The organism is Maribellus luteus (assembly GCF_003576475.1).
Lineage (GTDB): Bacteria > Bacteroidota > Bacteroidia > Bacteroidales > Prolixibacteraceae > Draconibacterium > Draconibacterium luteum.
Window position 1 is genome coordinate 180069 of record NZ_QWGR01000001.1, and the last position, 23123, is coordinate 203191.

17 protein-coding genes are annotated in these 23123 nt (G+C 44.3%); 2 read left to right on the forward strand and 15 right to left on the reverse strand.

Annotated elements, in window-relative coordinates:
- Window positions 1–10: 10 nt before the first annotated feature.
- Genes D1614_RS00710 through D1614_RS00775 form a run of 14 tightly spaced genes read right to left on the reverse strand, consistent with a single transcriptional unit; the run spans window position 11 to window position 19092 of the window.
- Window positions 11–4234: a contractile injection system tape measure protein gene (locus D1614_RS00710; protein WP_119435959.1), complete on the reverse strand. Its 4224-nt coding sequence runs from the start codon at window positions 4232–4234 to the stop codon at window positions 11–13.
- A 1-nt stretch (window position 4235) separates the two neighbouring features.
- Window positions 4236–7115: a hypothetical protein gene (locus D1614_RS00715; RefSeq protein WP_119435960.1), complete on the reverse strand. Its 2880-nt coding sequence runs from the start codon at window positions 7113–7115 to the stop codon at window positions 4236–4238.
- Window positions 7112–7999, reverse strand: a complete 888-nt coding sequence (locus D1614_RS00720) for a hypothetical protein (RefSeq protein ID WP_119435961.1) — start codon at window positions 7997–7999, stop codon at window positions 7112–7114. Before D1614_RS00720 ends, D1614_RS00715 begins: the two co-directional genes overlap by 4 nt.
- Window positions 8000–8005: 6 nt before the next feature.
- Window positions 8006–11491 (reverse strand): baseplate J/gp47 family protein, encoded by a 3486-nt coding sequence (locus D1614_RS00725; RefSeq protein ID WP_119435962.1) that lies wholly within the window; start codon window positions 11489–11491, stop codon window positions 8006–8008.
- A gap of 18 nt (window positions 11492–11509) precedes the next feature.
- Window positions 11510–11920: a GPW/gp25 family protein gene (locus D1614_RS00730; RefSeq protein ID WP_119435963.1), complete on the reverse strand. Its 411-nt coding sequence runs from the start codon at window positions 11918–11920 to the stop codon at window positions 11510–11512.
- A gap of 3 nt (window positions 11921–11923) precedes the next feature.
- Window positions 11924–12217: a PAAR domain-containing protein gene (locus D1614_RS00735; RefSeq protein ID WP_233377902.1), complete on the reverse strand. Its 294-nt coding sequence runs from the start codon at window positions 12215–12217 to the stop codon at window positions 11924–11926.
- Between the two features lie 18 nt (window positions 12218–12235).
- The gene (vgrG, locus tag D1614_RS00740; protein ID WP_119435965.1) at window positions 12236–14029 is read right to left on the reverse strand and encodes a type VI secretion system tip protein VgrG; all 1794 of its coding nucleotides are present in this window, start codon (window positions 14027–14029) and stop codon (window positions 12236–12238) included.
- 5 nt (window positions 14030–14034) lie between these two features.
- Window positions 14035–14682, reverse strand: a complete 648-nt coding sequence (locus D1614_RS00745; RefSeq protein ID WP_147383954.1) for a CIS tube protein — start codon at window positions 14680–14682, stop codon at window positions 14035–14037.
- Window positions 14683–14693: 11 nt separating this feature from the next.
- Window positions 14694–14876 carry a DUF5908 family protein gene (locus D1614_RS00750; RefSeq protein WP_119435967.1) on the reverse strand — a complete coding sequence of 61 codons (183 nt, stop codon included), beginning with the start codon at window positions 14874–14876 and terminating at the stop codon, window positions 14694–14696.
- Entirely contained in the window at window positions 14876–15334 is a 459-nt protein-coding gene (locus D1614_RS00755; protein ID WP_119435968.1) for a phage tail protein, read from the reverse strand. The genes D1614_RS00750 and D1614_RS00755 overlap by 1 nt, the downstream gene beginning before the upstream one ends.
- A 4-nt stretch (window positions 15335–15338) precedes the next feature.
- Window positions 15339–15791 carry a phage tail protein gene (locus D1614_RS00760; RefSeq protein ID WP_119435969.1) on the reverse strand — a complete coding sequence of 151 codons (453 nt, stop codon included), beginning with the start codon at window positions 15789–15791 and terminating at the stop codon, window positions 15339–15341.
- A gap of 28 nt (window positions 15792–15819) precedes the next feature.
- On the reverse strand, window positions 15820–17481 hold the full coding sequence (locus D1614_RS00765; protein ID WP_119435970.1) for a phage tail sheath family protein: 1662 nt from the start codon (window positions 17479–17481) through the stop codon (window positions 15820–15822).
- A 20-nt stretch (window positions 17482–17501) separates the two neighbouring features.
- Window positions 17502–18518, reverse strand: coding sequence for a hypothetical protein (locus D1614_RS00770; RefSeq protein ID WP_119435971.1), 1017 nt, complete (start codon window positions 18516–18518; stop codon window positions 17502–17504).
- A 7-nt stretch (window positions 18519–18525) separates the two neighbouring features.
- A complete protein-coding gene (locus tag D1614_RS00775) occupies window positions 18526–19092 on the reverse strand; it encodes a Pvc16 family protein (protein WP_119435972.1) in 567 nt (188 codons plus the stop codon).
- A gap of 252 nt (window positions 19093–19344) precedes the next feature.
- Between D1614_RS00775 and D1614_RS00780 the strand changes: the two genes are divergently transcribed.
- Window positions 19345–19761, forward strand: coding sequence for a hypothetical protein (locus tag D1614_RS00780; RefSeq protein WP_119435973.1), 417 nt, complete (start codon window positions 19345–19347; stop codon window positions 19759–19761).
- Between the two features lie 12 nt (window positions 19762–19773).
- Here D1614_RS00780 and D1614_RS00785 read toward each other — a convergent pair whose 3' ends face one another.
- Window positions 19774–21123 (reverse strand): ATP-binding protein, encoded by a 1350-nt coding sequence (locus tag D1614_RS00785; RefSeq protein ID WP_119435974.1) that lies wholly within the window; start codon window positions 21121–21123, stop codon window positions 19774–19776.
- 401 nt (window positions 21124–21524) lie between these two features.
- Here D1614_RS00785 and D1614_RS00790 point away from each other — a divergent pair, with 401 nt between their 5' ends.
- Entirely contained in the window at window positions 21525–23090 is a 1566-nt protein-coding gene (locus tag D1614_RS00790) for a glycerol-3-phosphate dehydrogenase/oxidase (protein ID WP_119435975.1), read from the forward strand.
- Window positions 23091–23123 lie beyond the last annotated feature (33 nt).

Genomic DNA, 23123 nt, shown 5'->3' on the forward strand with positions numbered 1-23123 from the left:
TTTATAAATTTCAGATCCAGTCAACATGGATCGGCTTATCCATCCACGCTAGTTTTATCGTATTAAACTTCCACGGAATGGTTTGCATCAGAACATCCACTCCTTTTTTCTCTACTTTCAGCTGGTAGAAATCTTCGTTGAAGGAAAGCATGCCTTCCCGTTGCAGAAAGGTTTCCTGAATTCCTTCGGGCGTTGAGTTGCTGACTTTTTCCCAGTTGTGGATCATTCCGAAAAGAAGGCTTTGTACAGTCGTTTTTTCTTCGGCGCTTAGTTCTTCAACCGGACTTAGATGTTTTTCTGCAGGTATTCCGGTCAGTAATTTATTAAGTACGAGCTCGTATTCCGGAAACCCGGTGTCGTTAAACACAAGGTACTGCAACAGGTAAGCCGCCCTGTTTTGGTATTCTTCGCTTACGAACCTGCCTTGTTCTGTGTATTGCAGCGATTCGAACAAGCGCGACATAAAAGGCCAGGCCAGTACCAGACCCGAATTGGTGGTTCTTGTGCTTACTCCTGAAATTGAGTCACTTGTTTCCATTTTGTTTCGGATAAATTGTTGCTCATTTTTAGTTGCCTGAGATTCTTCGTCGTATAGAATACGCAGTAATCCGGCAGGGAAGACAACATTTTTGGACGCTCCGTATTGTTCAACCCTGGCATTAACGCTGCGCAGGATATTTTTCCAATCAACAGATCTTTTGGTTTCCTGTAAAAAGGCCAGCAACCTGTTGTGAAATAAGCGGATGGAGGCCGATGAATTTTGCGTAAAGTAACGAAGCGAGAATTTGTACACTGATTCGCGCCAGACCACAGGCGTTATTTCTCTGAAATAGAAAAATGGTGTCAACGACAGGTATTCGCTGAGCAGGGTTTTTATTTCAGAACGTTGATCGGGCCAGTTGGAAATTAATTCGCTGTCACCCATGGAATAAAGCCCCTTGCGAAGCAGGTTTTCGTCAGTACGCGCCGCAAGTAAAAAGTCTTTTGCATTGCTTGTCGCTATATCTGCTTTGATGGCTTGTTTTGCGGTGTCTTTTGTTTCAAAATGCGGTTCTTTTTTCACTTCCTGTTGAGCCTGTTCCCAGGCTTCCGATAAAGAGGGATGTTTGTGGACAATGCTTTCAAAATTTTGGATGAAAAGGGGAGAAGCGTTTTGCGTAAGGGAAGCAAATATTTTTTCGTCCTTATCCAGTGTCAGCAAATGTTCAGCAAAGGCTGAAGGAGATTCCTGCCAGATACGGTTCAATTCGAAAAGAAGTTCCGTTGCCGATGCCACGCCAGACCACCAGGGCAGATGATTGGCATGCGAATAGAAACGCAAAACAGAGAGATAAAAGTCTGTTTTTTCGGCGAGGGTTTTCTCCGGCGAAACAATGGTTGGGTTTTCATCCTTACTGTTTTTCGCAGGTTGAATTTGTTCTGCTGCGTACCAAAGTTTTACCAGGTTTTGTATTTCGGAGTTGTGCGAATTCTGTAGTTGTTTTAGAATGTCAAAGAAGTGGTCCGCGCGGTGGTGTGTCTTTAATTGTTCAAACAGGAAATGCGTGTAAGTTTTGCCAAGTTCAGAAGATGTAACCGGGAGCTCATTTTCAACCAGAAAAAAGGCAAATTTTAGCTGAATGGACTTCCATGTTTGCGACGCTATTCTTGCTTCCGGCATACTTAATCCAAACTCATAAAGTGCCACTAAAAGGGTATTTATTTTTTGGTTGGAAAACTTTAGCTGCCTGATCAGTTCCAGTCCTTTTTCACTTGCCACCAGCTTGCCAACAAGCGACCTGTCTTGCTCTGCCCGGTCAATTAATGCGCTAACTTCGCTTTCCGACAGTTTCCCGGGTTTCTCCGTATTGGATGTTGGAGCATCTGTTTTATTGATCAACGAATTTCCCCAATGAGCCTGGATTGTAGACTGCATCACGAAATCTTTTACCCGGAAATCAGACCAGATACGTTCCTCCATTTTCTCCCAAAGTTTTTCATCCAGGTTTAGCCTGAAAAAGCGGTGCAGCTTTGTAAGTTGATGCGGATATTGAAGCAGGCAATCAATAAAATGAGTGGGAAAGGCGATACTTGAAACCGCCATTTCTTCATTTAGTTTTTTGTTGGTAAGAGTCTTTTGTCTGAATGTGTTTAGCTGCGTGATAAGAAGTTCAAGGTGGTGACTGAAATAGCTTTTTATTCTTTCATAAACAGATTCTGTATCTGCGATTTGGGAAGTATCGGAACGACTGTAGTTCAGTCTCTTTTTTAATAAATCGATCAGGTGTTTTTCAGCTTGTTTGTCGGTTGTTTTTGCGAATAAAACAGATATAACTTTCAGGCTGAAGGCCTCCGGATTTTTTGATTCATTACCTTCTTTCATTGCTGCAATAAACAGTTTTACAAGGAAAACCGGGTCGGAGAGAAGCGTATCCGGTTTTGCGCCCGAGTGTTTGGACAGCTCGCTGATGATCTGTGTAAACGCTTTATTTTCCTTTTGAAAGAAACGGCTCAGGTAGCTTTGTATCGTAGTGGCTGTGTTGGCATCTATCAGGCTAAACAGGCTAAAGTTGCCATCTTCTGAAGTTTTGTCCGGTCGGATCACCTTTGCCAGGAGGTCATCGTTTTTTTCGCATAAAATCATCAATGCCTGTTGGAGATCGTTTCGAGTTAAGGCCTCAAAACCGGCGGGCAAATATCCTTGTTGGAGATAGATTCCCAGAATCTTCCGGTAGTAAACCAGCAAATAGTTTTCCGGCTTCTCATCGATGGACTTTTGTTTCGATTGCGGCTGCTTGATGCTAGTTTCACTCTTATCGGAAGGTAGTATTTTAAGGTCGTCCGGGAAGACTTCAGCTTCGCGTAAAGCTTTCGCCCATTTAATGGAGCTGAACTTTTCGTCGCGGAAGAATTCCTGAAAAGAACTACTTTTTGTGAGTGCAGGTAGGTCCACACCCGTTTGCGAAAGGAGGTGGGCAACAAATTCTTCCTGGTTTTTGGGATGATATCCGGTGTCGGAAAGGTATTTCAACGTGTTCAGTACGAGATGATTGAATTTGATTTTTGTGTCAAAGTCTTTTGCGGTTTTTTGATAAAGGCGATGCAACAGCCCGCTTATATTGTCGGCCTGCTCTTTTTCCAGTAAGCGGAGAAGCAGGTGTGTGCTCCGTTCATCCAGTTTTGTCCCGAGGATTTTGTTGGTTTCCGGGTTTTGCATGATGGAAACCAATTGAAAGCGCAGCCAGCTTATATCATGGTTTATATACGTTCCGTTGTGCAAAATATGGATCAGTTCCGGTACCGATAACTGTTTTTGTTCCCGAAATTCCTTTTCTGAATCAATGATATTTGTCCCTGATTTACGGGCTTCCTCCAATGAATACGTCTTATTTTTTCTGATTTGTTCAAAAGCCTCGAAGATGAGCCTTTCATCCTGATCCTTAAACTTACTCGCCGGCAAGTCGTTAACTGCCAAAGATGAGGACTGAACCGATTTTCGGAGCCAGTCTTTCAGTACGGATTCAATAAACCGTTGGCGCGAAAAGCCCGGACTGCGGTTGTTTAGCAGGTAGTGAAAAATGGAAGCCATCAGCGTACCATACAATTCTTTTTGACTGTGGTTAACCTTTAAATGTTCGGCAAAACCAAGCAGCCTCGGAACCAGTTTTTCAATCCACACTGCATTGGCAGGTTCCAGCAGAACCACCACTTTGTTTAAGTTTTGAGGGCTTAGGTGGTGAATCAGGCGCAGGATTCGGTTTTTGCCCGATTTGTGGTTTAGCAGAACCTCGGACAGTTCTTTGGGATGCGAACCAACGAGTTCGGCCAAAAGATCGTCGATGGATGGATTGTTGGCCAGCGAATAAGGAAAAAATCCGTTTTGCAGGAAAAAATCGAGGGCATACAACAAGGCATTATCCGAAGTCAGCCTTTTGGTTTTGCTGCCATTTTTGAGACTACCTTTGAAGTCAATCAACTGGCTAAAGTTGAGTGATTTTTCCAACTCGGCCCGAATGCGTTGCCCCAATACGTTTCTTAGCTCCTTTTCCGGTATGTCGCCAATGTTGATCTCCAGTTTTGAAAGTTCGATGTTAATTCCGGCCGGAATACTCGCCGAAACAGCAGCTTCCATTTCCGGTAAGACGTGCGAATGAAAAATGGACTCAATGAGCTGGTTGCAGCGAATGGCCATTGCTTTGTTTTTGTATTCCAGCTGAATGGACGAATTATGGATGATATGTTCCGAATTCCCCATTTTATTTGGCTGCTTTTAGTGTCTGTATTTCCGTGTAAACATCGAAGGCCAGTTTTGCCAGGTGGTGTTTGTCCGATTGTTCCTTTTGCCTGGCTTTGGCATCTTTCCATTTTTGATAAACCGATTCAAAATTTTGCATCTGGTTACGATCGATCCATAAAATGTTGTTTTTTATGTGCGAGGGAATTCGTTCGCGGATCAGTTCAGTTATAAAATCGCGGAACCTGGCTTCCTGAAACCTGGCCGGCCAGTCGGGAAACAGAAAACTTACCTGGAAATCGAAAAAGTCTTCGTTAATGATTTGCCCATTGGAAAGCCTGCGTTGAAACACCAGCCTGCGTTGTCCAAAATTTCTTCCGGCAATGGAGCCCATTAAGCGGATCTTTTCCATTTCGGCATATCTTTCAGCGCCGTTTTTTTCTTCGGGGGAGCTAAAAAAGCGGATGTAATTTTTAGCTTTTTCTACCTGCCGGTCAACAACAGGATTTTCGGTGTCAGGAAGCGGTGCAGAAGTAGCAATTACTTTGCCTTCGTTGTTTTGTAACAGCCATTGCTTGTTTTCAAAGCGGTAGTTATCCGCATCAGGTGCGCACAGGAAAAACTCCTGCAAGCTGTTTTGCCGCTCCGATTCTGTTTGGCTCCAGGATTCATCCGCCATTGTACCGAAAAAATTATCTCCGTATTCACTTTTGAATGAAAATCCAAACTGGCTATCGGCTAACATGTCTAGCAAGAGGATGTGATCCAAGAGATAGAAACCTTCGGCATGGTGGTTTAATTCGGTAAAATAGTTTATCGACTGTGCCACAAAACGTAAAGCATCGGCTTCGTTTTTACCTTCGTATAAACGCACCCATTTTCTTGTTTCTTTCCTGAAAATTACCTGGATCTTGTTTTGATCATCGCTGGTTTTTCTGGAAATCCGGTAGTTCTGCGGATTGACGGTTTCGCGGAAAAGTAATTTAATTTCAATACCTCCCAGAAAAGACGGTGAAAGATTGACGTTTTCATTTTCCGAAAATTCCGGTAGTTCAGTCAAGCGAACAGGACGGTAATTATGATGGAGTTGTTCAATGTTGTGGTAGTGTTCGCCGGGAGCGAGCAATGTTGCAGGTTGCTCCGACAGCTTTTTAACGATCGGTTTGTTGCGCAGGGGAATCCCCGATTTCAGACAAATAATTTCTTCCAGGCCTGCGATTTCATTTTCACCGGGTACTTCAGGTGCACCAATCGATTCACCCTTCGAGCGGTTGTAACCCAGCCGGTCCACATTTTTCAGGAAAAGCGATTTGTGGCGGATAACGGCTAGCAGGTATTCTTTTTCGTTTCTCAGTAAATGCAGGCGCGCTGAAATTTTCCAGGGCACTTCGCTTAACTCTTCACCAAAGCGGGCTAGCATATGATCGTACACAGCGTTTTTCTTTTTCAGATACGCTTCTTGCGATTCTGTTTGACTGGCAGGAAGTTGATGATCCGGAAATAAAGTTGCCCAGTTGGGTACCGAGTTGATCCACTCGTTTCGGAAGGCCGGTTCATTTGGAGAACTAAAATCGATGTCAAAAAAATGGTTGAGATTGGCTAACTGCGATAAATGGCCGCCAAGATGGTGCTCAAAAAGCATTAAAAATGCCTTTAACTGAGAGGCTTTTGCTTTTTTCTCCTCGGGCTCGCTGTCGGCCAGTCCCTCGGGGCCAATGTTGTAGATCAATGGGAAATGCCGTTGAAGGGAGTGGTAGTTTCCCGGATCACGGTAGGTCTTTTCGAGCTTTTCGTTAAAAGTCTTTTCCTTTTGATCTCCCATTGAATAGGCCCGGTATTTCTTTGACCATTTTTCAAAAAGCAGGTTATTGATCACATCTTTGTGCAGAAGGTTTATTTCTTTTTCGTTGATGAAAACCTTTAGCTGGCTGTACAGATAATCAAAACGGGCATTTGAATCGTACTGGCCGGTGTCTTTCAGCAAATGAAAAAAATGATCGGGATCGATTGTCATTTTTTGTGACTCCGTATCCCCGCAAACAATGCTTTTAACTTCGCATTTTACCACACCGTCAGCTTTCGAAAATAGCCTTTGAAGAATGTCGACATCGAGGACGCGGATTCTTTCTTTGGCGGGTTCGTCCGGAAGAAATCCTTTTATCAGGCGCGGCCCCGCAAACATTTCTTCGATGGTTTGATTTTCACTTAACATCTCATCGGGTGTGCGAAATCTTACCGGAACATATATGTATTCAAAAAGCGACAGAAAAAGCTGGGAAAGCGTTTGCTCAATGTCGTTTTGTTCCGGAAGATGAATGTTGCATTTGATTTCAACCGGCCGGGGTTGGAGCAGGCACACCTCGGAAAAGTATTCACCCATGTTTCGGTTGGCATTCAAAAACTTCTTCAGGCGGTTGATGAAATCTTCCCGGGCATGCTGGTCGGCTGATAATTTGCGGATAAAACGCAGTTTGGGTAGAACCTCTATCCGACTGAGACCGCTGATTTCTTCGTGGAAACCTTCGTTTTTTAACCGGCTGATCCACACATTCTGTACTTCATCGAAGCGGTCGATGATCAGTTTTCGTAAATCGGTATTGGTTACCGGGTGACTGCTGAAAATATCGGAAGGGGAGAAAAAAGCATTGGCGCGGGCATCAATCGGTAGATCCTTGTTTTTTACCAGGAGGTCTTCCAACGGGTAAGCCGTCCGGTAGCCAATGTCGGTAAGGCCGTAGCAAAGTTGTTCAAGGATGGTTAGTCCCGGGTCGTGAAGGTTGTAATCGGTCCAGATATCACCACCCAACTCTTGCAGGTATTCAATGCCTTTATTTCTTAGTTCCGAAAAATTAAGGCTTGTTTTTTCAATATCGTTTTTTGAAAAACTGTCGCCGGTTTTCATTGCTCATCCTTTCGTTTAGGTGAAAAACGATCGTCCCACAATACGCTCACCTTAAAGTGAATTTTTTTGTCGTTCCCGTAGTTACTCCTTGTCTTTAGCTGAAGCGAATAGCGAAACGGATCGCGTGGTTCGAACCATGAACTGATTATTTGCCAGAGGCGGGCCAGCCCCGTTTTCTGTTCCTGCTCCTCGTTTAGTTGCGACGGGCGCGACTCCCAACGAATGGCAACCTTGTTCCACCATTTTCCGTAATGTGCGGTGGTTGTGGTAATTTTCGACTTCGAATTTCCGTAGGTACTTACCGCTATGGCGTGCATCAACGAGTATTTCCCTTCGCCCTTTTCGCCCTGTACATAGGCCATGATCTCAAAAGCGTTGGCGCCGTTTAATAATTTGTCACCAAACACATTGTGCCAAAGTCCGTCGGCTTTTAGTTCGCCTTGCAGGTAATTTCCCACTCTGCCTTCCGACGAAATAATCCCGTTAACATCGAGTCTTTCAACCGGAGTTGTGGTGCCAAGTCCAATATTGTGCGAGTCTTTCTGAATGTAGAAAGCAGGTTCCCGGGGAACTTCAGAGTCTTCGCTTTCTTCTCTGAATGCGGAAATTTTGTGGATGTAAATACCGCCACTATCCTTTTGAGTAAGAAAAAGTCCCCAGGTAGCTTCCGGATCATCTTTATCCTGAAAAAAGCTGAGTAAGCGGTTTTCTCCGTTGTCGGAAGGATAAATCATCAACCCTTTTTCGTTGATATCCAGCTTGTCGTCGGCTTTGTTAAAGGTCGAATCGATCAACTTTTCAAAGGCTCCCTGGTCGGGAAGACTGCCTTTGGTAAAGAAGCTTTTGAGTTGTTTTCTATCCGTTATGTTTTTTTGATTCTTCATGAAGCGTTATGTATAATTTCCTTTGCCGTCGCTTATTACAAAATCTGCCTCAACCGCCAGGTCGCCAATCCCTGATTTTTGAGGTTTGTGGGCATCTTCGTCGCCGATCACCGTAATTTGATGCTCGGGTGCTGAGGTTAGTATGGCATAGGGCGAAATGGTGCGCAGGTCGTTTATTCTTTCAATTATGGCTGTGTCGATAATTTTATAACGGCCCAGCACTTCCACCAGCTGCAAAACCGAAAAACCGGTTACAAATTCCACGTATGGGCGGCTTTCGATAAAGTTTATTAATTCTGTTTTTGAGAAAGATTCGTCGAATCCTTTGTCGGTTGATTCGTTTTTGACACCCGGTGACAAGTAATTGACCAATTCTCGGTTAAGAGCCGTTTTCAGGTAGCCTGCTTTGAACGGATCTTTGAACTTGACTGTGCATCTTATTTTCAATAGCTCGTAAATCGGGTTGGCAACTTCCACTTTTACCCAGGGCGACAAAAATTGCGAGATGTACTGTTTCACATTAACGAGCGTGCTGTAATCAATTTTGTGGCTTTGCTGACTACCGGTGGTTTCCGAATCGGTTTTGGGAATCAGTACAATTTGGAGGTTGCTGCCTTTTACCAGTTCCTTGGGATGGGTGTTGCGCCCGTAAGCCCTTACTTTTTCAACCTGAGGAAAACGGTCCAATACCAGCTGCTCAATGTCCCAGTTGCTTACGGCTCTATTCTTATGCCGCAACATTTCTCCTGTTCTCCCATAAAACAAGGCTTCGCTGTCTTGTTTATTGGTGGCTTCCAATGCAAAGGGACCTTTGATTTCTGCTATCCCGGGTTTGGAACTGAAACTGGCTTTTTGATGCTTTTGTTGCTTTCCGCTTTGTGTATTGTCAGGCTCCAGGTTTTCGGATGATACAACCTGAAGTGCCTGCGAGAATACATGCCGAATTCTGGAATTATTATCGGGCGATTTTTTATACGATGCTTTCAGCCAGAATTTTCCTTTGGGCATTCTGGGGTTGTCGGTTTGGATGATCCCCGGTAATTTTAGTCTGATGATCCCCGATTTTAGCAGACCTTGTGTGCCGTCTTCCAAAATATCATTGTGCATGGATATCCACTCGTTGTTACTCAGGTAGTGCCATTCTACCCGGGGTGGTTTGATTACCGTGTGGCTGTATACGGCCGGTTGAAGATCGAAGCCCAGGTTGAGTATTTCGTTGGGAGTGACTTTTTCCAGTCCGAGCAATAAACTTCCCTTGCCGGTTATTTGAGGCAAAAAATAGGATTGTGATTTTACCGGCCCCGGAAAAACCTGGACTTTTCCAAAGGGATGGATATGTACTATTTTGATGTCGGCTGATTTATTGTCCAGTTTGCGGTGCATAATTTCCCTTGCCACGTTTTTGTACCGCAACGTTAGTTTTTCAACCATGGGCGTAAAAGGCTGGCTCGGCAGCGGATCGGTATTTCGTTTGAAGCGGCTTCGGTTAAGAGCTGCATTGGCATATATTTCGGGGAATTGCTGGTGCCCGAACGCAAACTCGGGCCCCGAAAGCTCAAGCAATAACGATGGCAACTTTTTATTTCCCAAAGGATTGATTTGCTGGTCGAAGTTCAGGTTACCAAGGGCAACGTTTATTTCGGTGGACGGTTCGAGATAGTTATCCTTCGTATTGAATAGCTTTTCTTCCTGCATTTTTATACCTGACCGATCGTTGCTTTGGCTGCTTTGTTTTATTTTAAAGCGGAATCCATCGTTGGAAACATCCAGCGGGTAACCACGGTAGTAAGAAGAGAAACCTCCTTTCATGCGCGGGAGCCCCAGCCAATTGATTTTTATATCCAACTCGCTCAGGTTTTGTTGCAAAACCAGGGGATTTTGTATTTTCAGATAGCTCCCCAAAACCGGAGCTGTTCCAAAGGGGGCAAAAGGAATGGAGCTATCGAGATTTCCCAAAGACGTGGATAACATGAGATCGCTCACTTCGGCTACTTCCGTTTCCAGCATAACTTCTTCCATTACCATCTGGCTTAAAATCCGGTAAGGGTGGTAGCGCGCATTGTTGTTGAGCATTACTTTGATGCAAGGCCAGGTTGTGTCGTAGTCGCCGTCATGAATTTCAGGGGTAAAGGGGATCAGTGTTTGCTCCTGATCCGTAAATGGAATGGTGATGATCAGCGAATGCTTCTCCCGGTTGATTTGTACTTTTACATGCTCGGGCTCTACCCATCCTTCGTGCGAGGTAACAAGAAGTTGAAAAGCTTCGGCAAAGAACTGGGAGACAATTTTGTCTCTGAATTTAACCGATTCTGCTTTGTCTTGTGTCTCAATTATTTCATCGTAAATTAACCCGTCGAAGAGTGATCTTGACTCTTGCCACGATTCGGAGGTAAATTTCAGGCTTAGAATGGCTGTTTGGTTTCCTTTCTCAAGAATCAGGGCGGGAGAGGAAAACAGTATCCCGATTTTGCTGGGAACAACAGCTTCGTTTAACATTGTTTTTTCTTCGCCAAAAGTGGCTGGCAGAACCTTGTCATTTTCGACGGTGTTTTTTCCGTTCGATCGAATGTCGTTCTGGTACAACAGATTGATGGAGAAGTTATTGTTTTGGTCCGATTCTCCAAAAGGATGATAGTCGCTTTTAAACAGTGTTTTAATTTCGGTAATCTCTGTTTGGGTGAACCGGCTTGCTGAACCGGTCTTGAACGGGTAGGAGGGGCCGTTTGGAAAAGTAAGGTGAAACACTTCGTTTTCCGGAATATCTTTGAATTCAATGCCCTGTTGAAGTTTTAGCCCCAGAATTGCATTGCTGTGCGTTTGATTTCTTGGAGACTGTTGTAAAATCTTTTTGTAATAAAAGTCAAGATGCTCCTGAGGCAAGGCATTCATATCTGCCTGGGCAAATTCAGTTAACCTGAAAAAGGCGAGTAAAAGCGCAATGTGCGGCTGATGCCCGGCGTGTTCCAGCTCAGCTTTGAAATAAACAGCTGCTTTTTCCTGCAAAAACAGAAGATGCCCGTAAAGGTTTTCAAAGTGTTCGCTGATCGTTTCGGCGTGCCTGTCCGGCGACTCCTCCTCAAAATGAATAACAGATGAGTAAATGTTTTCCAGCTCGGAAAGCAAGGCCCCGCTGTATCCCGAATTTTTCAGGCCTCGCAGCCAGCGAATAACCAGGTCACGCATTAAACGGTTGGCTTCGGTAAGCCTTTTGTTTTGGGCGCTTTGGTCGTTGATGAGCTCATTTTCTTTAGCCAGGTTTTTAAACTCATCAAGATCAATTTTTACAATGGAGGCAATCACAAAAAGAGGATCCCGCATCAGAAAGGTCTTCCAGTTGCCCACAATTTTATTGTCGGTATCAACAAACGGAAGGTGCCCGGCAAACTCCAGGGTTTGGATCAGTTTTTCAAGAACTGATCTCCCATCGATTGAGAGGTAGGAGTTGCTTAGTGCCTGCTGAATTCTTTTATCTTGTGATGAGCCTTTGTTCATAGTACTGCCATTCGTTTTTTAGAGCATGGTTCCTTCCTTGAAATAAAAAGGATAGACAATGTTGCTGCGCGTGTTGGTGATGATCACTGTATAAAGGATGTGTATGTTGAGGATTCCGTTTTCAAAAGTGTCGTCTTTTATTTCAATGTTTTCAATTTTAATGCGAGGTTCGTTAAAGAGCAGGGCATCGTAAACCGCATCACGTAACATGGTTTTTCGCGTGGGGTCGTTGCTTTCGAACACAAATTTACGGACCGGGCAGCCAAAAGCCGGGAACATGATCCTTTCCCCCGGAATTGTACCCAGTATTATAAGAATACTCTGCCGGATGTCGTCTTCGTCTTCAGCGGTAACAGTGGTTCCCATTTCGTAGTTGAACGAAGGGGGAAAAGCCCATCCTCTGCCTAAAAATGAATTGTGTTTTGCCATGTTTTATCCTCCTATCATTACCGTTGGGCATCCCAAAACAATGCTTCCTCCGTGAGCGGTAGTATCGCCCATTCTTGCTGCTGGTTTTCCGCCGATCATCACAGTTCCCGATCCCTTAACGATGGAGTCAGGAGGTCCTACGCAAACACAGCTGTCTCCCATAACCGCGGCCGGCATTCCGCCAATCAGTACTGTGGGCATTCCTGGGCCTATTACCGGCCCGCCAACATGAGGTATCGGCGGCACACCCGGTGTTTGCATCGGGCAGGTGTGCATATCTGTTAATCTGGCTGCCATTCCCATAATTCTAATTTTTTAATTGATCATTACCATTGCACCTTTTATGGTGGTTTGTCCAGAGGCCGAAACCTCGGCTGTTCCACTTCCTTTTCCGGTAAACCCTACCTGGGCTGTCAGCTGAACATTCATGCCATCCGCTTTTACATCAGCGTCCGATTTGATGGAAACTCCTGAGGAGCCAGACAGATTTAAATTTCCGCCTGCTGTAATACTGATGTCTTTGGAACTGTTTATTGTGATTCCCGAGTCATTCATTTTTAGCGAATTCCCGTTTTGGTCGACCAAACTGATCAACTTGTCTTTTTCACTCATTTGAATGGTATTGCCGGCAGGGGTCTTTAGCGTAAGTATGGTGTCTACATCGTCAAATTCAATCAATATCTTCTTTTTCGAATAGATCGACTTGAATTGATTTTCCTGATCGGGGTCGTAAACAGGCGTATTCTTTTGGCTGTAGACAGAACCCGATATTACCGGGAAGCGCGGATCGTTGTTGATAAAGTTGACGAGCACCTCGTCGCCTATTTCAGGGAAAAAAAAGAACCCGGCCTGGTTGCTTGCATACGGGAATGCAAGCCGTGCCCATAAGCCGTTATCCATGTCGGTACCCGAAAAAACAGGCAGGTTGACCAATACGCGGTAGTTTCCTTCCGTATCTTCGTGAATCTGTTTTACGGTACCAATTTGTGTTCCGTTAACCGCCGGCAAAAGCCCCGAAGCCGGTAATTCCTGTACGTCGGGAAGCGAAGCATGCCATTCGGGCGATGCACCGATCTGAAGTTTGGTTGTCCAGCTACCTTCCGAAATGGTGTGTGTAACTCCCGAAACAAAGGCATTTCCGTTAAACCGGCTACTGAATTCACTCAGCTCAATAATATCTCCGGGAATGATTTGGCTGCTTCCCTGTACGCTGATGTTTCCCCTGATTTTACTGAGGGCCGCCTTGCTTCCCATGGCCAGGCCCCATGCATCGCTTTCGGTTTTGGTAATAAACGCCGATGAAAAGTGTGCGTTGTTTTTGGTGTGACAAGCTTCGGATAGTTTTTGGGTAGTGAGGTTCCCTTGCGAGGTACCGGCAGAAACCGGACTACTCGAGTTGACTGTTTGTTGTTGAGAATTGTCCCATGTATCAATGTCGTAATTGCCGGCAATGTACTCGCTGTCGAGTTTCAGATCGATGTCAATAATTACTTCCGAGGCATTTAGTGTGACCACCGGCGACACGCTAAAATCAATTTTCTTCACCTTCACCTCGTTTTGGTTGGCCAGCACCATCAGGTTATTGGCTTCGGCGCGGGTAACCACAAAATCCCAGTCGGTGGCATTGTACTGGATCAACAACGGATGTTCAAGATCGGTGGCATCTACCGTGCTGGATAAGCCATAGTTGCCAATAATACTGGTAATTGCATCCGAATCTTTCTTTTGGGTAAAAATGGCATTCGATCTAACGCGGGTCATTTTAACCGCTTTGTCCTTGCAATCAATTCGTAGTTGCGAGCAGCTGTTTTTAACCGACAAACTTTGAGAAATAATAATGCCTTTAAAAACAGTGGTATTGTTGCTGCTGTAACCGACCTTGATTTCTATTTCATTTCCCGGAATAAAATCTTCTCCTTCACTGTTGCTGAAGCCATCTTCGGAAACGCCAATGGCTGCGCCGTCAATCAACTCCACCGATGCAAAACTGATCCGGTTTACTTCCTGCATAATCGAAAATTCCCCGATCTCGATTGTATCTTTCAGCGGACTCCCGTTCACCAGGATTTCAAAAGTCATTGGGCCATCTACTGGCTGTAATTGTGGCATAATATTTAGTTTACCGGTGGAAAAACAATTGTTTGGCCTGGTTTAACCGAGCGAAAGTCAGTCAGGTTATTGTAACGCGCTACCTTGATGTAATAACTGCTGTCGCCATAGATTCGGTAACACATCAGCGGAAGGCTGTCGCCGGCCATAACTGTTCTGACGTGGGTGAGGTCAGACGAATTTTTTTGTTCTTCGAGTGCCTTTTTCTTGGCACTGACCGAAGCCAGGAGAACGATGGTAACTTCTGCACGAAGCGGCGTTCCGTCGGTATCCAGCATGGTATAATTCACGTTCCAGTTTTGAAGCCTTCCCTGGAAAAGTGATTGGGTGCCCCACAAAATTTTAATGTAATTTGGCTCGTGGATGGTGCCGTTGTAAGTATAAACCAGCTTTTTAACTTCATCAATTTTCTGGCTTACATCGTCTTCGTTGATGACTCCCGTTCCGTCAAAGAATAAAACAAGTTCAAAATAGCTGTTACCGGTTCCTTTGAAACGTGCTGTTTTTGCACTCGAGCCATCGGTTGTATCGCGGGTGCAAAACTCTTGCTCGTTTTTGGTCTGAAAGGATTCCGGGTTAACCGGCGCATCGAACTCACCAACCTGGCTGCTAAAATCCGGATCGGTATAAGCGAGTATTTTCAGTTTGGTCATTTCACCCATGGTCAGCGAATCAATTTACGTTCAAGCTTTTCCAATACTTTGGTTGTGCACTCTCTTTCCAGTTCTTTCCGAAACTTCTCCAATTGTCGGTTAATCAGATCTTTTTCAATCGACGAATCAAGCAGTTGCGAATGGTTGTCGGTAACAACCCCCCGGATAACCAGTTCTTTTACAATTAATGTCATCAGGCGTATTTTTTAAACTGTCTGTATTTCAGTGTAATCGACTCGATAGCGAGTTGATTGCTGGTACTGTTTAAGGTTCCAAGTTCCCAAGAAATGGGGTAGGCCCTCATTATTCTCCACGAGGCCAGCGGTGTTCCGTCGTTTCCCAAAAGAGATAATGTTATGTCCTTGGGCGAGAATTTGAAATCCTCGATGGCTTTTCTGCACCAGTCATCCAAACCGGAATTTGCCACCAGGCATCTTTTTAACACCAGGTTCTCGTACTTTGGCTGAACAGGAAGGTGGTGAACAAAATTATTGTCACCACCTTCCTTCTTTGGAATGGTATCTAAGGTTACTTTCAAACCGGAAACTTCCTGAAAACTGGCATCCATTTCCGAAAATCCATCGAATTTTACTGAAAAGTAGAACGCTGTTGGCGGGGCATAATCGGTCTGAAAAAAGCTGTCGCTACCCATAGAATTATCCGTTTGAAATCGTGAGTCCTTCGTGCATAATCTCGATGCTTTCAATGGCTACCTCGTTGGCTTCCGATTTCAAATCAGTGGAACTGATCTTCGTTGGCCAGGCGTTGGTAAGTGTCCATGTCATCGTCGGATTACCACTTTCATCGAGTAGTTTGATAACAACGTTCATTCGTTCGATGGTATTCATCTTTATCTTGTTGTACCAGTCGAAGAAACTGTTGTCTTTGGCAAACACTCCTTTTTTCATGGTTATGTTGCTGTTCTTAACCATTCCGGGCATGTTTATTTCCGAAAATACGGGGCTGTTGCCATGTCGGTAGGTAAGAGGTTGAGCCTCCACGTCCAATCCGCTTACTTCCTGAAAGGGAATGTTGGTGGTGCTTCCCCAGTCTACCATAAAATAAAACTTTGGTAAGGGCCAGTTCTTGTCTTGTGCTTCTCCTGCCATGATCTTCTATTTTTATGATTATTTCTGATTATGATTTTTGCATTTGCTGTTCGAATGTCACCACAATAAATTCGGCGGGTCGTACAATGGCCAGTTTTACTGTGATCAGCATTTTCCCTTCAAGAATGTCCAGTGCAGTCATGGTTGAACCCAGACCCACCTGTACTTCAAAAGCATCATCGGGAGAGGCTCCGGCCAATGCTCCTTGTTTCCACTTTTCGGTTAAAAAGTTGACAATCATACTTTTTACGGTGATCCAGGTGTTGGCGTCGTTGGGTTCGAACACATATGAACGAAGCGCAAGTTTGATCGACTGTTCTAGCATGATCATTGTTCTGCGGACGTTGATGTATTTCCAGTCGAGGCTGTTCCCGTCGAGTGTGCGTGCTCCCCAAACCAGCGTTCCAATCCCCGGAAATGTGCGTATTGCATTGATCGATTTTCCGGAAATAGCATCTACATTCAGGTTCTCCTGCTCGTCGTGCGTAATGTTAACCGTTGGTTTTACCACGCTGTTTAAACTTATGTTGGCGGGCGATTTCCAAACTCCGCGGCTGTTGTCAACGGCCGTGTAAATACCGGCCAGTGCCGAAGACGGCGGCAAAATGTTCATGACTGCCCTGATTTCGTCCAGCAAGTCGGAATAAGTCGGACTGGTTGCAATCAACCCAAGGTGGAAATTTCGCTTTTTGTTCTCAACGAACTTTTCAAGCAAAGCTTCTGTTTCGGGCAATGCTCCCAAGCCGTTTAAGGTTTCAGCAGTAATACCTTCCTTTAGTTTTCCTTCTTCCACAACTGTAGCTAAATCCGTTGGATTGTCAGCAGTTAATGCTGCTGCCAATTCATCGGGCCTCTCCTTGATGAGTGCATTTTTGAAGCCATCTTCATCTTTGGGAAAATCGTTGATAAGAGGCTTCGCTGCTTTTTCAGTTAAAACGGTGCCCAGTTCAACTTTCGGATCCAATATCTGGAAATCGATCTCTCCTTTTTGAACGATACTGGTATTCATCCAGGGATAATAAGCGGCCGCATAGCTTAAGTTTTCGGTACCAATTTTTTCCCTGAATTTGTCGATGATATCAACGTTGTCGGTATTAACGCGGGTGCTGTATCCGTCCCAAAGATCAACAATGGCTACGCGGCTTTGCATTTTCGCGCAGTGAGCCAAGGCCTTTTTGTATACGTCGTAGCTTTCGTCGCCTAGTTTTATTGCATCGGGAACAAGCACCATGGTTGGTTCCTGTTCTTTTAGCAAAGTGTCGATTCCTGCTACCAGTTCTTCTTTCTTTACATCCTGCATGGTTTTGTAGGTACCTACCGAAACCACATAGCAGGCTCCGCCGCCGTTGTCGAAAAACAGCTGCATGGCGCGGTACATGTACAAACCTTCACCTTTGGTTTGTTTGATCTCTTTGGTATTGTCGCCAATTGTGATCTCGTGCATTGCTTGTTCTCCTTCATTTACATCAGCAAGCTCGAATAGCGTTTCTGCGGGACCGCCGAACCACTGCCTGTATTCTGATAATGAAGTAATCCTGGTGGGCATTTTTGAGATAGACTTTCCATTTCTGGAGGCTTTCTGTGTATACCCAATAAATGCAGGAATGGCTGTCGCTACTTCAACGACAGAACCCGGAAACGCATTGATTTCTTCAATGTAAACTCCCGGAGTCATTAATTTTTGTGCCATAATCTTACTACTTTAATGGTTTATATATAAATGTGAGAATATTGAATTTCAGTCAATTGCTTTTCGTCGTTGTAGATGAAATCGGGGCTTGCGTTGCGTAGCCTTTTAATCACGATTCGTCCTTTTTTCAGTGTTGGTTCTTCGGCTTCTATAAGTTGGAATGAGTCGTCCTGAAGTTCGGCAATAGGAAGTTTCTCTTTCGATTCAAACACCCAGGCTTCGGTGTTTTCGTGTAACGTTTGTTTTTGCGGGTCGTTAAAAACCTGTTCTTTCTTTTTATTGATGATGGCAAGGTTCTGAAACTTCTGGTAAACCGGATTTACTATGAAGTATTTCCAAACCGTAGAGCGGTTGTTAAATTGGATGACATAATTGATTTTCCCGTTTTTTGCAAACTGTTTGTGTAGCTCGTCCGGAAAGATTTCGAGTATCCCCAACGGCTTTTTCCACATCGCTTCGCCGGTGTAATAAACCTTATGTTCTTCATTTGATTTGAGTCGCATTCGAATAACTCCTTCCGGTAAATCAGTAAACTGGTAGGCTGTTCCTGGCGGAGATTGGTTGGATCTCCAGGGAGCCAACGGTGTTCCCCTGACGTCCTGAAAACTAACTTCTCCTTCCTTTTCCTTTGTTTGAATGGTTTGGGAGGTAATCACAACTATATCGTTTATTGATACATATTTTTCAGCATGTAAAAACAATGTGTCGGGAGTTTCGAGGTGGGGAGCGAGGTTGTTAAAATAGAAAAGATGGTTTCTCAGGTCGAACCGGGGGAGGTCTGAGTAATTAATAAAATACGCGTCGCTGCAAGTAAATCTGAATTTGAGTGATGCAGATTCATTGTCTGATTGCAGCAGGTCCGGATCGGTTGTCAGCAGGTGAAATCCTCCCGGAAATGGTTTGATGATGATTTCGTAGTTCTTGAGTAATTGGCTGGTTGGCGCTTCGTAGCTTATTTGAATGGGTTTAAACTTATTGTCATGAAAGTAACTGTGGTCAAATTGAACGGTGAGTATGTGTGTAAAGCTTTGTTTCATGACCTGTTCAATTAGCTGTTTCGGGCTTGCTGACTGCCGGCGTAATTTTCTGAATCGAAATATCATCGTGCATCACAACTCCGGCTTTGTATAAAACCGATGGCATAAGTTTGCTGCCAATTGCCGACCACAGGTGGCTAAGTTCGTCGTATCCCAGGCTGCACAGCTCAAAACTGATGTATTTAGGACTGTTGGAGTTGGGAATATCGAGAGGAATGCGTTTGTTGGCATGAAAAAATCTGACAAGGGCAGACAAATAGCTTAGTCCTTCGATGTAAATATTGCTGTCGAAGTTGGAGCAGAAAAGTAATCTCAGGTTAACAGGTAAAGAGGAGCTTCGGTATGCGTAGGCTCCTCCGCCGGAATGTTGGTTGCGGTTAATGCTGTTTTTAAGGGTAGATTCTTCTTCCAGCCCCACGAGAAAAAAAACGATTTTCCCGCTTACATTTTGAGCCTCGGAACCATCCGGTTTAACAATGTTTGAAAGAACCACTTTGTTTTCCGAGATGGAGAATTCATTCCTCAAATGTTCATTCAACAGGTCTCTAATATACGTTAGCGTAACATCTATCATGTTCCACAAGGATTAATGCCCAAATGTTGTGAGAATCAAGAAATGGATTGATTTAATGGTCTATTGTCTTGATTGTCAATTAAGTGTAGTCGAGTGTGACTCGGTTCTACTTTTCAATAAGTTGAAGTAAGTTACAGAAAATATATATTAAAACCTATATGAGGATATAATTATCTTTTTTAATTAGCATTATGTATCTGTTTTGCTTTTGATCATTTTATGGGTTAACTTACATACTGCTTTTTAAGAGAAATGCTGATTATATATTTGATAAATGTTCAATACCTGATTACAATGACGACGCTTGCTTTTTTTACTACAGATGTGTTATTGGTATTGATAATTTCAGTGCTTGTAACAATAGTTGTCGCGACGGTGTTTTGGCTTCGGCTGAAAGCAGTGATCAACTATTCTTTCAAGTGGAAAGAGCTGGAAATTATGCTAAATAAGCTAAACGTGCAGTTTAAAGAGATTCAGGATGAAGTGGCGGTTCTTAAGATCAATATCGATAAAGGACAGGACGATAAACATGAATTTCAGAAAAAGCTGCTGGCGTTGGAAGCCCGCTTAAAAGCACTGGAAGATGAAAGCTCCTCTTTGCCAGGGGAGAAAAACGATGATAAACAAGATATTGTAGTGGAGTATTACATGGGCAATTCAGACTCCTGATGTCTGAGAGTGCTAAACAATGCTTTTGCCTTCTTTCATTTTCTCCATTTTAAGACCTGCCTGTATGTCTTGCCAGCGAATGAGTTTGTCTTTTCTTCGCATGCATTTCAGAATACAATAATGCAATACATTGATGATAGAGGCTGCGCTTAGTTCATGCTGTTCAGCCAAAAGATCGATATTGATATCTTCGTCGTAGGTAAAATCAGAGGTGGTTGATTTTTCCCAAAGCTGATGCCGGAGATAAACATCCGGAATTTCAAAATCCAATATTAGCTGGAAGCGCCTGAAAAATGCTTCGTCAATGTTCTTTTTGAAATTGGAACATAGAATGACCAAGCCGTCATAATCTTCCATGCGCTGAAGTAAAAATGAAACTTCCTGGTTGGCGTACCTGTCGTGCGAATCGGAAGTATTGCTCCGTTTTCCAAACAGAGCATCGGCTTCGTCAAAAAACAGGATCCAGTCTTTCGACTCTGCCAGGTCAAAAATGCGGGAAAGGTTTTTCTCCGTTTCTCCGACATATTTCGAGACTACCATTGATAAGTCTACTTTGTAAACATCCATGTTGAATTGTTTCCCAAGCAGGCTGGCTGTCAGTGTTTTTCCTGTTCCCGGAGGACCGGTGAACAAAACTTTGAATCCCGGTTTGATCTTTTTGCCAAAACTGAAATTGTTTTTCAGGTCTTTGCCGTGTTCGATGTAATCTTTTATTTCTTCAAGGCCCTGCAACAAATTTCCGGGCAAAACAAGATCGCTCCATTCCTGGCTGGTGGTAATCCTTTTAGCCGGAAAATCGGCATTAAAATCCGGCTTGTACTTTTCTCCGGTGGTACAATAGAATAGGTATTCGGGCGTAACAGACAAAAGACCGGAAGCCATCGGAGCGTTGCTCGATTTTTTTTCGAGGTTAATAATGTCGTGCTTTCTCAGGTAATGTTCTTTATCCAGTAAATGAAGCAGATCAAACCGCTTTCCCAAATCGTGTCCGGCCAACAGGAAAAGCGCTGTTTCACCCGTCGGAAGGTATCCTTTAAAGTTTTCGTTTCGTACCCCGCCAAACTCGGTAAAAGGAATGTCGTATAACTCATTTTTCATATACAGCAAGTCGAGCAACGATGGTTTTATGTGTGGAATTAATGCCAAAATAAGAATCAGCCTTTCTTCCATTCTCATGCTGTGCTTTTTTATCAGGTCGGTATAGGGACACGGGTATTTATCGGCTGATGGCAGGGGAAGGTTTGTGATGGCTGTTTCGCTTGCCGATCTTTCAAACGTTATTTTTCCGCGAAGCATTATAAGGTCTTGAAACCATTGAAGTTCCTGTTCAATAAAAGCTGCATTGATTGATTTAACGGTCATGGTGAAAAAAGGATAAGTTCGTGTTTATGCGACGTAAATTACGGATTTCATCAGGAAAAGTCAAAACTGAAGCACTGCATTCTGTTGTTTCGTCAAAGTTGTTTTCTCTATATGTTTTTTGGGGGAGACGATGTTTTGTCAATAACCCAATATTCTGGTTCCTTCTTTTATCTTTAAATAAGGGGTTGTTATTTGTTTTGATTAAATCGGGTGTTTCGATTTGTATCGAAAATTAAATTAAAATAGAAAATGAAGAAAAAAATGGAATAAAATGTATTCTTTATTATTCCTTTTGTGTATGTTTGTTTCGTTTTTGAATCACAAAAGAAAGAAAAGGAAAAATTAAAGTATCTTTCGTTTCGTTTTTTGGGATATTTTATTTGAAAAAAAATACAGTGAGCATGAAAAGAGAAGGCTTGGCCGAAAAGATTGGTTCAGGAAAGTATAAAAGTGATATTTTGGTGATCGGTGGGGGCGCCACCGGTTTAGGGATAGCAGTTGATGCCGCCGCGCGCGGTTATCGCGTTGTGTTGCTTGAGCAGGATGATTTTTCAAAGGGCACATCAAGCCGAAGTACCAAACTTGTTCACGGCGGAGTGCGTTACCTTGCACAGGGCGATGTTCGTATGGTGATTGAAGCCCTCCGGGAGCGCGGTCGTATGCGCCGCAATGCGCCTCACCTGGTTCGTGATATGCGTTTTATTATTGGAAACTACAAATGGTGGGAGCGCTCGTTTTATACAGTTGGCCTGACCTGCTACGATTTATTGGCCGGTAAGTTGGGGTTGGGACGTTCCCTGCCGCTTTCAAGTTCACGCATAAAAAAAGAAATTCCGGGGTTAAAACAGGACGGATTGATGGGCGGCGTGGTTTATCATGACGGTCAGTTTGACGATTCGCGGATGGCCATCACTTTGGCCCAGACAGCCTTCGATCATGGGGGTGCTTGTCTGAATTATGTTCGTGTTAACGGGTTGGAGAAAGACAGCAGTGGCCGGGTTTGCGGCGTTCGTGCAGTGGATTTGCTGGATGGCCATGAATTTACGGTCAACAGCCGGGTGGTAGTCAATGCTACGGGTGTTTTTATTGACGATGTGATGGGTATGGACAGCCGTCAGGCGAATAAGAAAGTACGTCCGAGTCAGGGAGTTCACCTGGTTGTTGACCGAAAGTTTCTGGGAGGCGATTCAGCGCTGATGATCCCGAAAACAAGAGACGGACGGGTATTGTTTGGCGTTCCGTGGCATGACAAAGTGGTGTTGGGAACGACGGATACTCCTTTGAACGAGGCATCGCTGGAACCTTGTGCCCTGGAGGAGGAAGTTGATTTTATTCTGGATCAGGCAGGGCAGTACCTGGCCAAACAGCCAACGCGCTCAGATGTACTCTCTGTTTTTGCAGGTCTTCGTCCGTTGGCAGCTCCTACAAACGGAGACGGTCAGAAAACGAAAGAAATCTCTCGTAGTCATAAGATTTACCAGGCTGATTCAGGTCTTTTAACCATCACCGGAGGGAAATGGACCACTTATCGCGAAATGGCCGAAGAAGTGGTTGATCGCGCGATTGGCATCGGTGGGCTTTCGCGGCGCAAGTGTGTTACGGCCAATATGAAGCTGCACGGTTATGCGGTTCAGGGGCCGGAGAGTGGCTGGGATTACGTTTACGGAAGCGACCGGGAAAAGCTGCGCCAGCTGGAGCAGAATGATGCTGCCAATAAAGAATTATTGCACCCTGAATACAGTTTCCGGGTTTCGCATGTGTTGTGGGCAGTGAGGGAAGAGATGGCACAAACGGTGGAAGATGTGTTGGCGCGGCGCGTGAGAGCATTATTTCTGGATGCGCGTGCTGCCATCGAGATGGCTCCCCGTGTTGCTTCAATTCTGGCGAAAGAATTGGGTAAAAACAATGAATGGGCCCGCGAACAGGTTGCTGTATTTAACCAGCTCGCAAAATGTTATCTTATTTAAGCTTTTTTTATTCCAGTTTTAATGGAAGTGTAA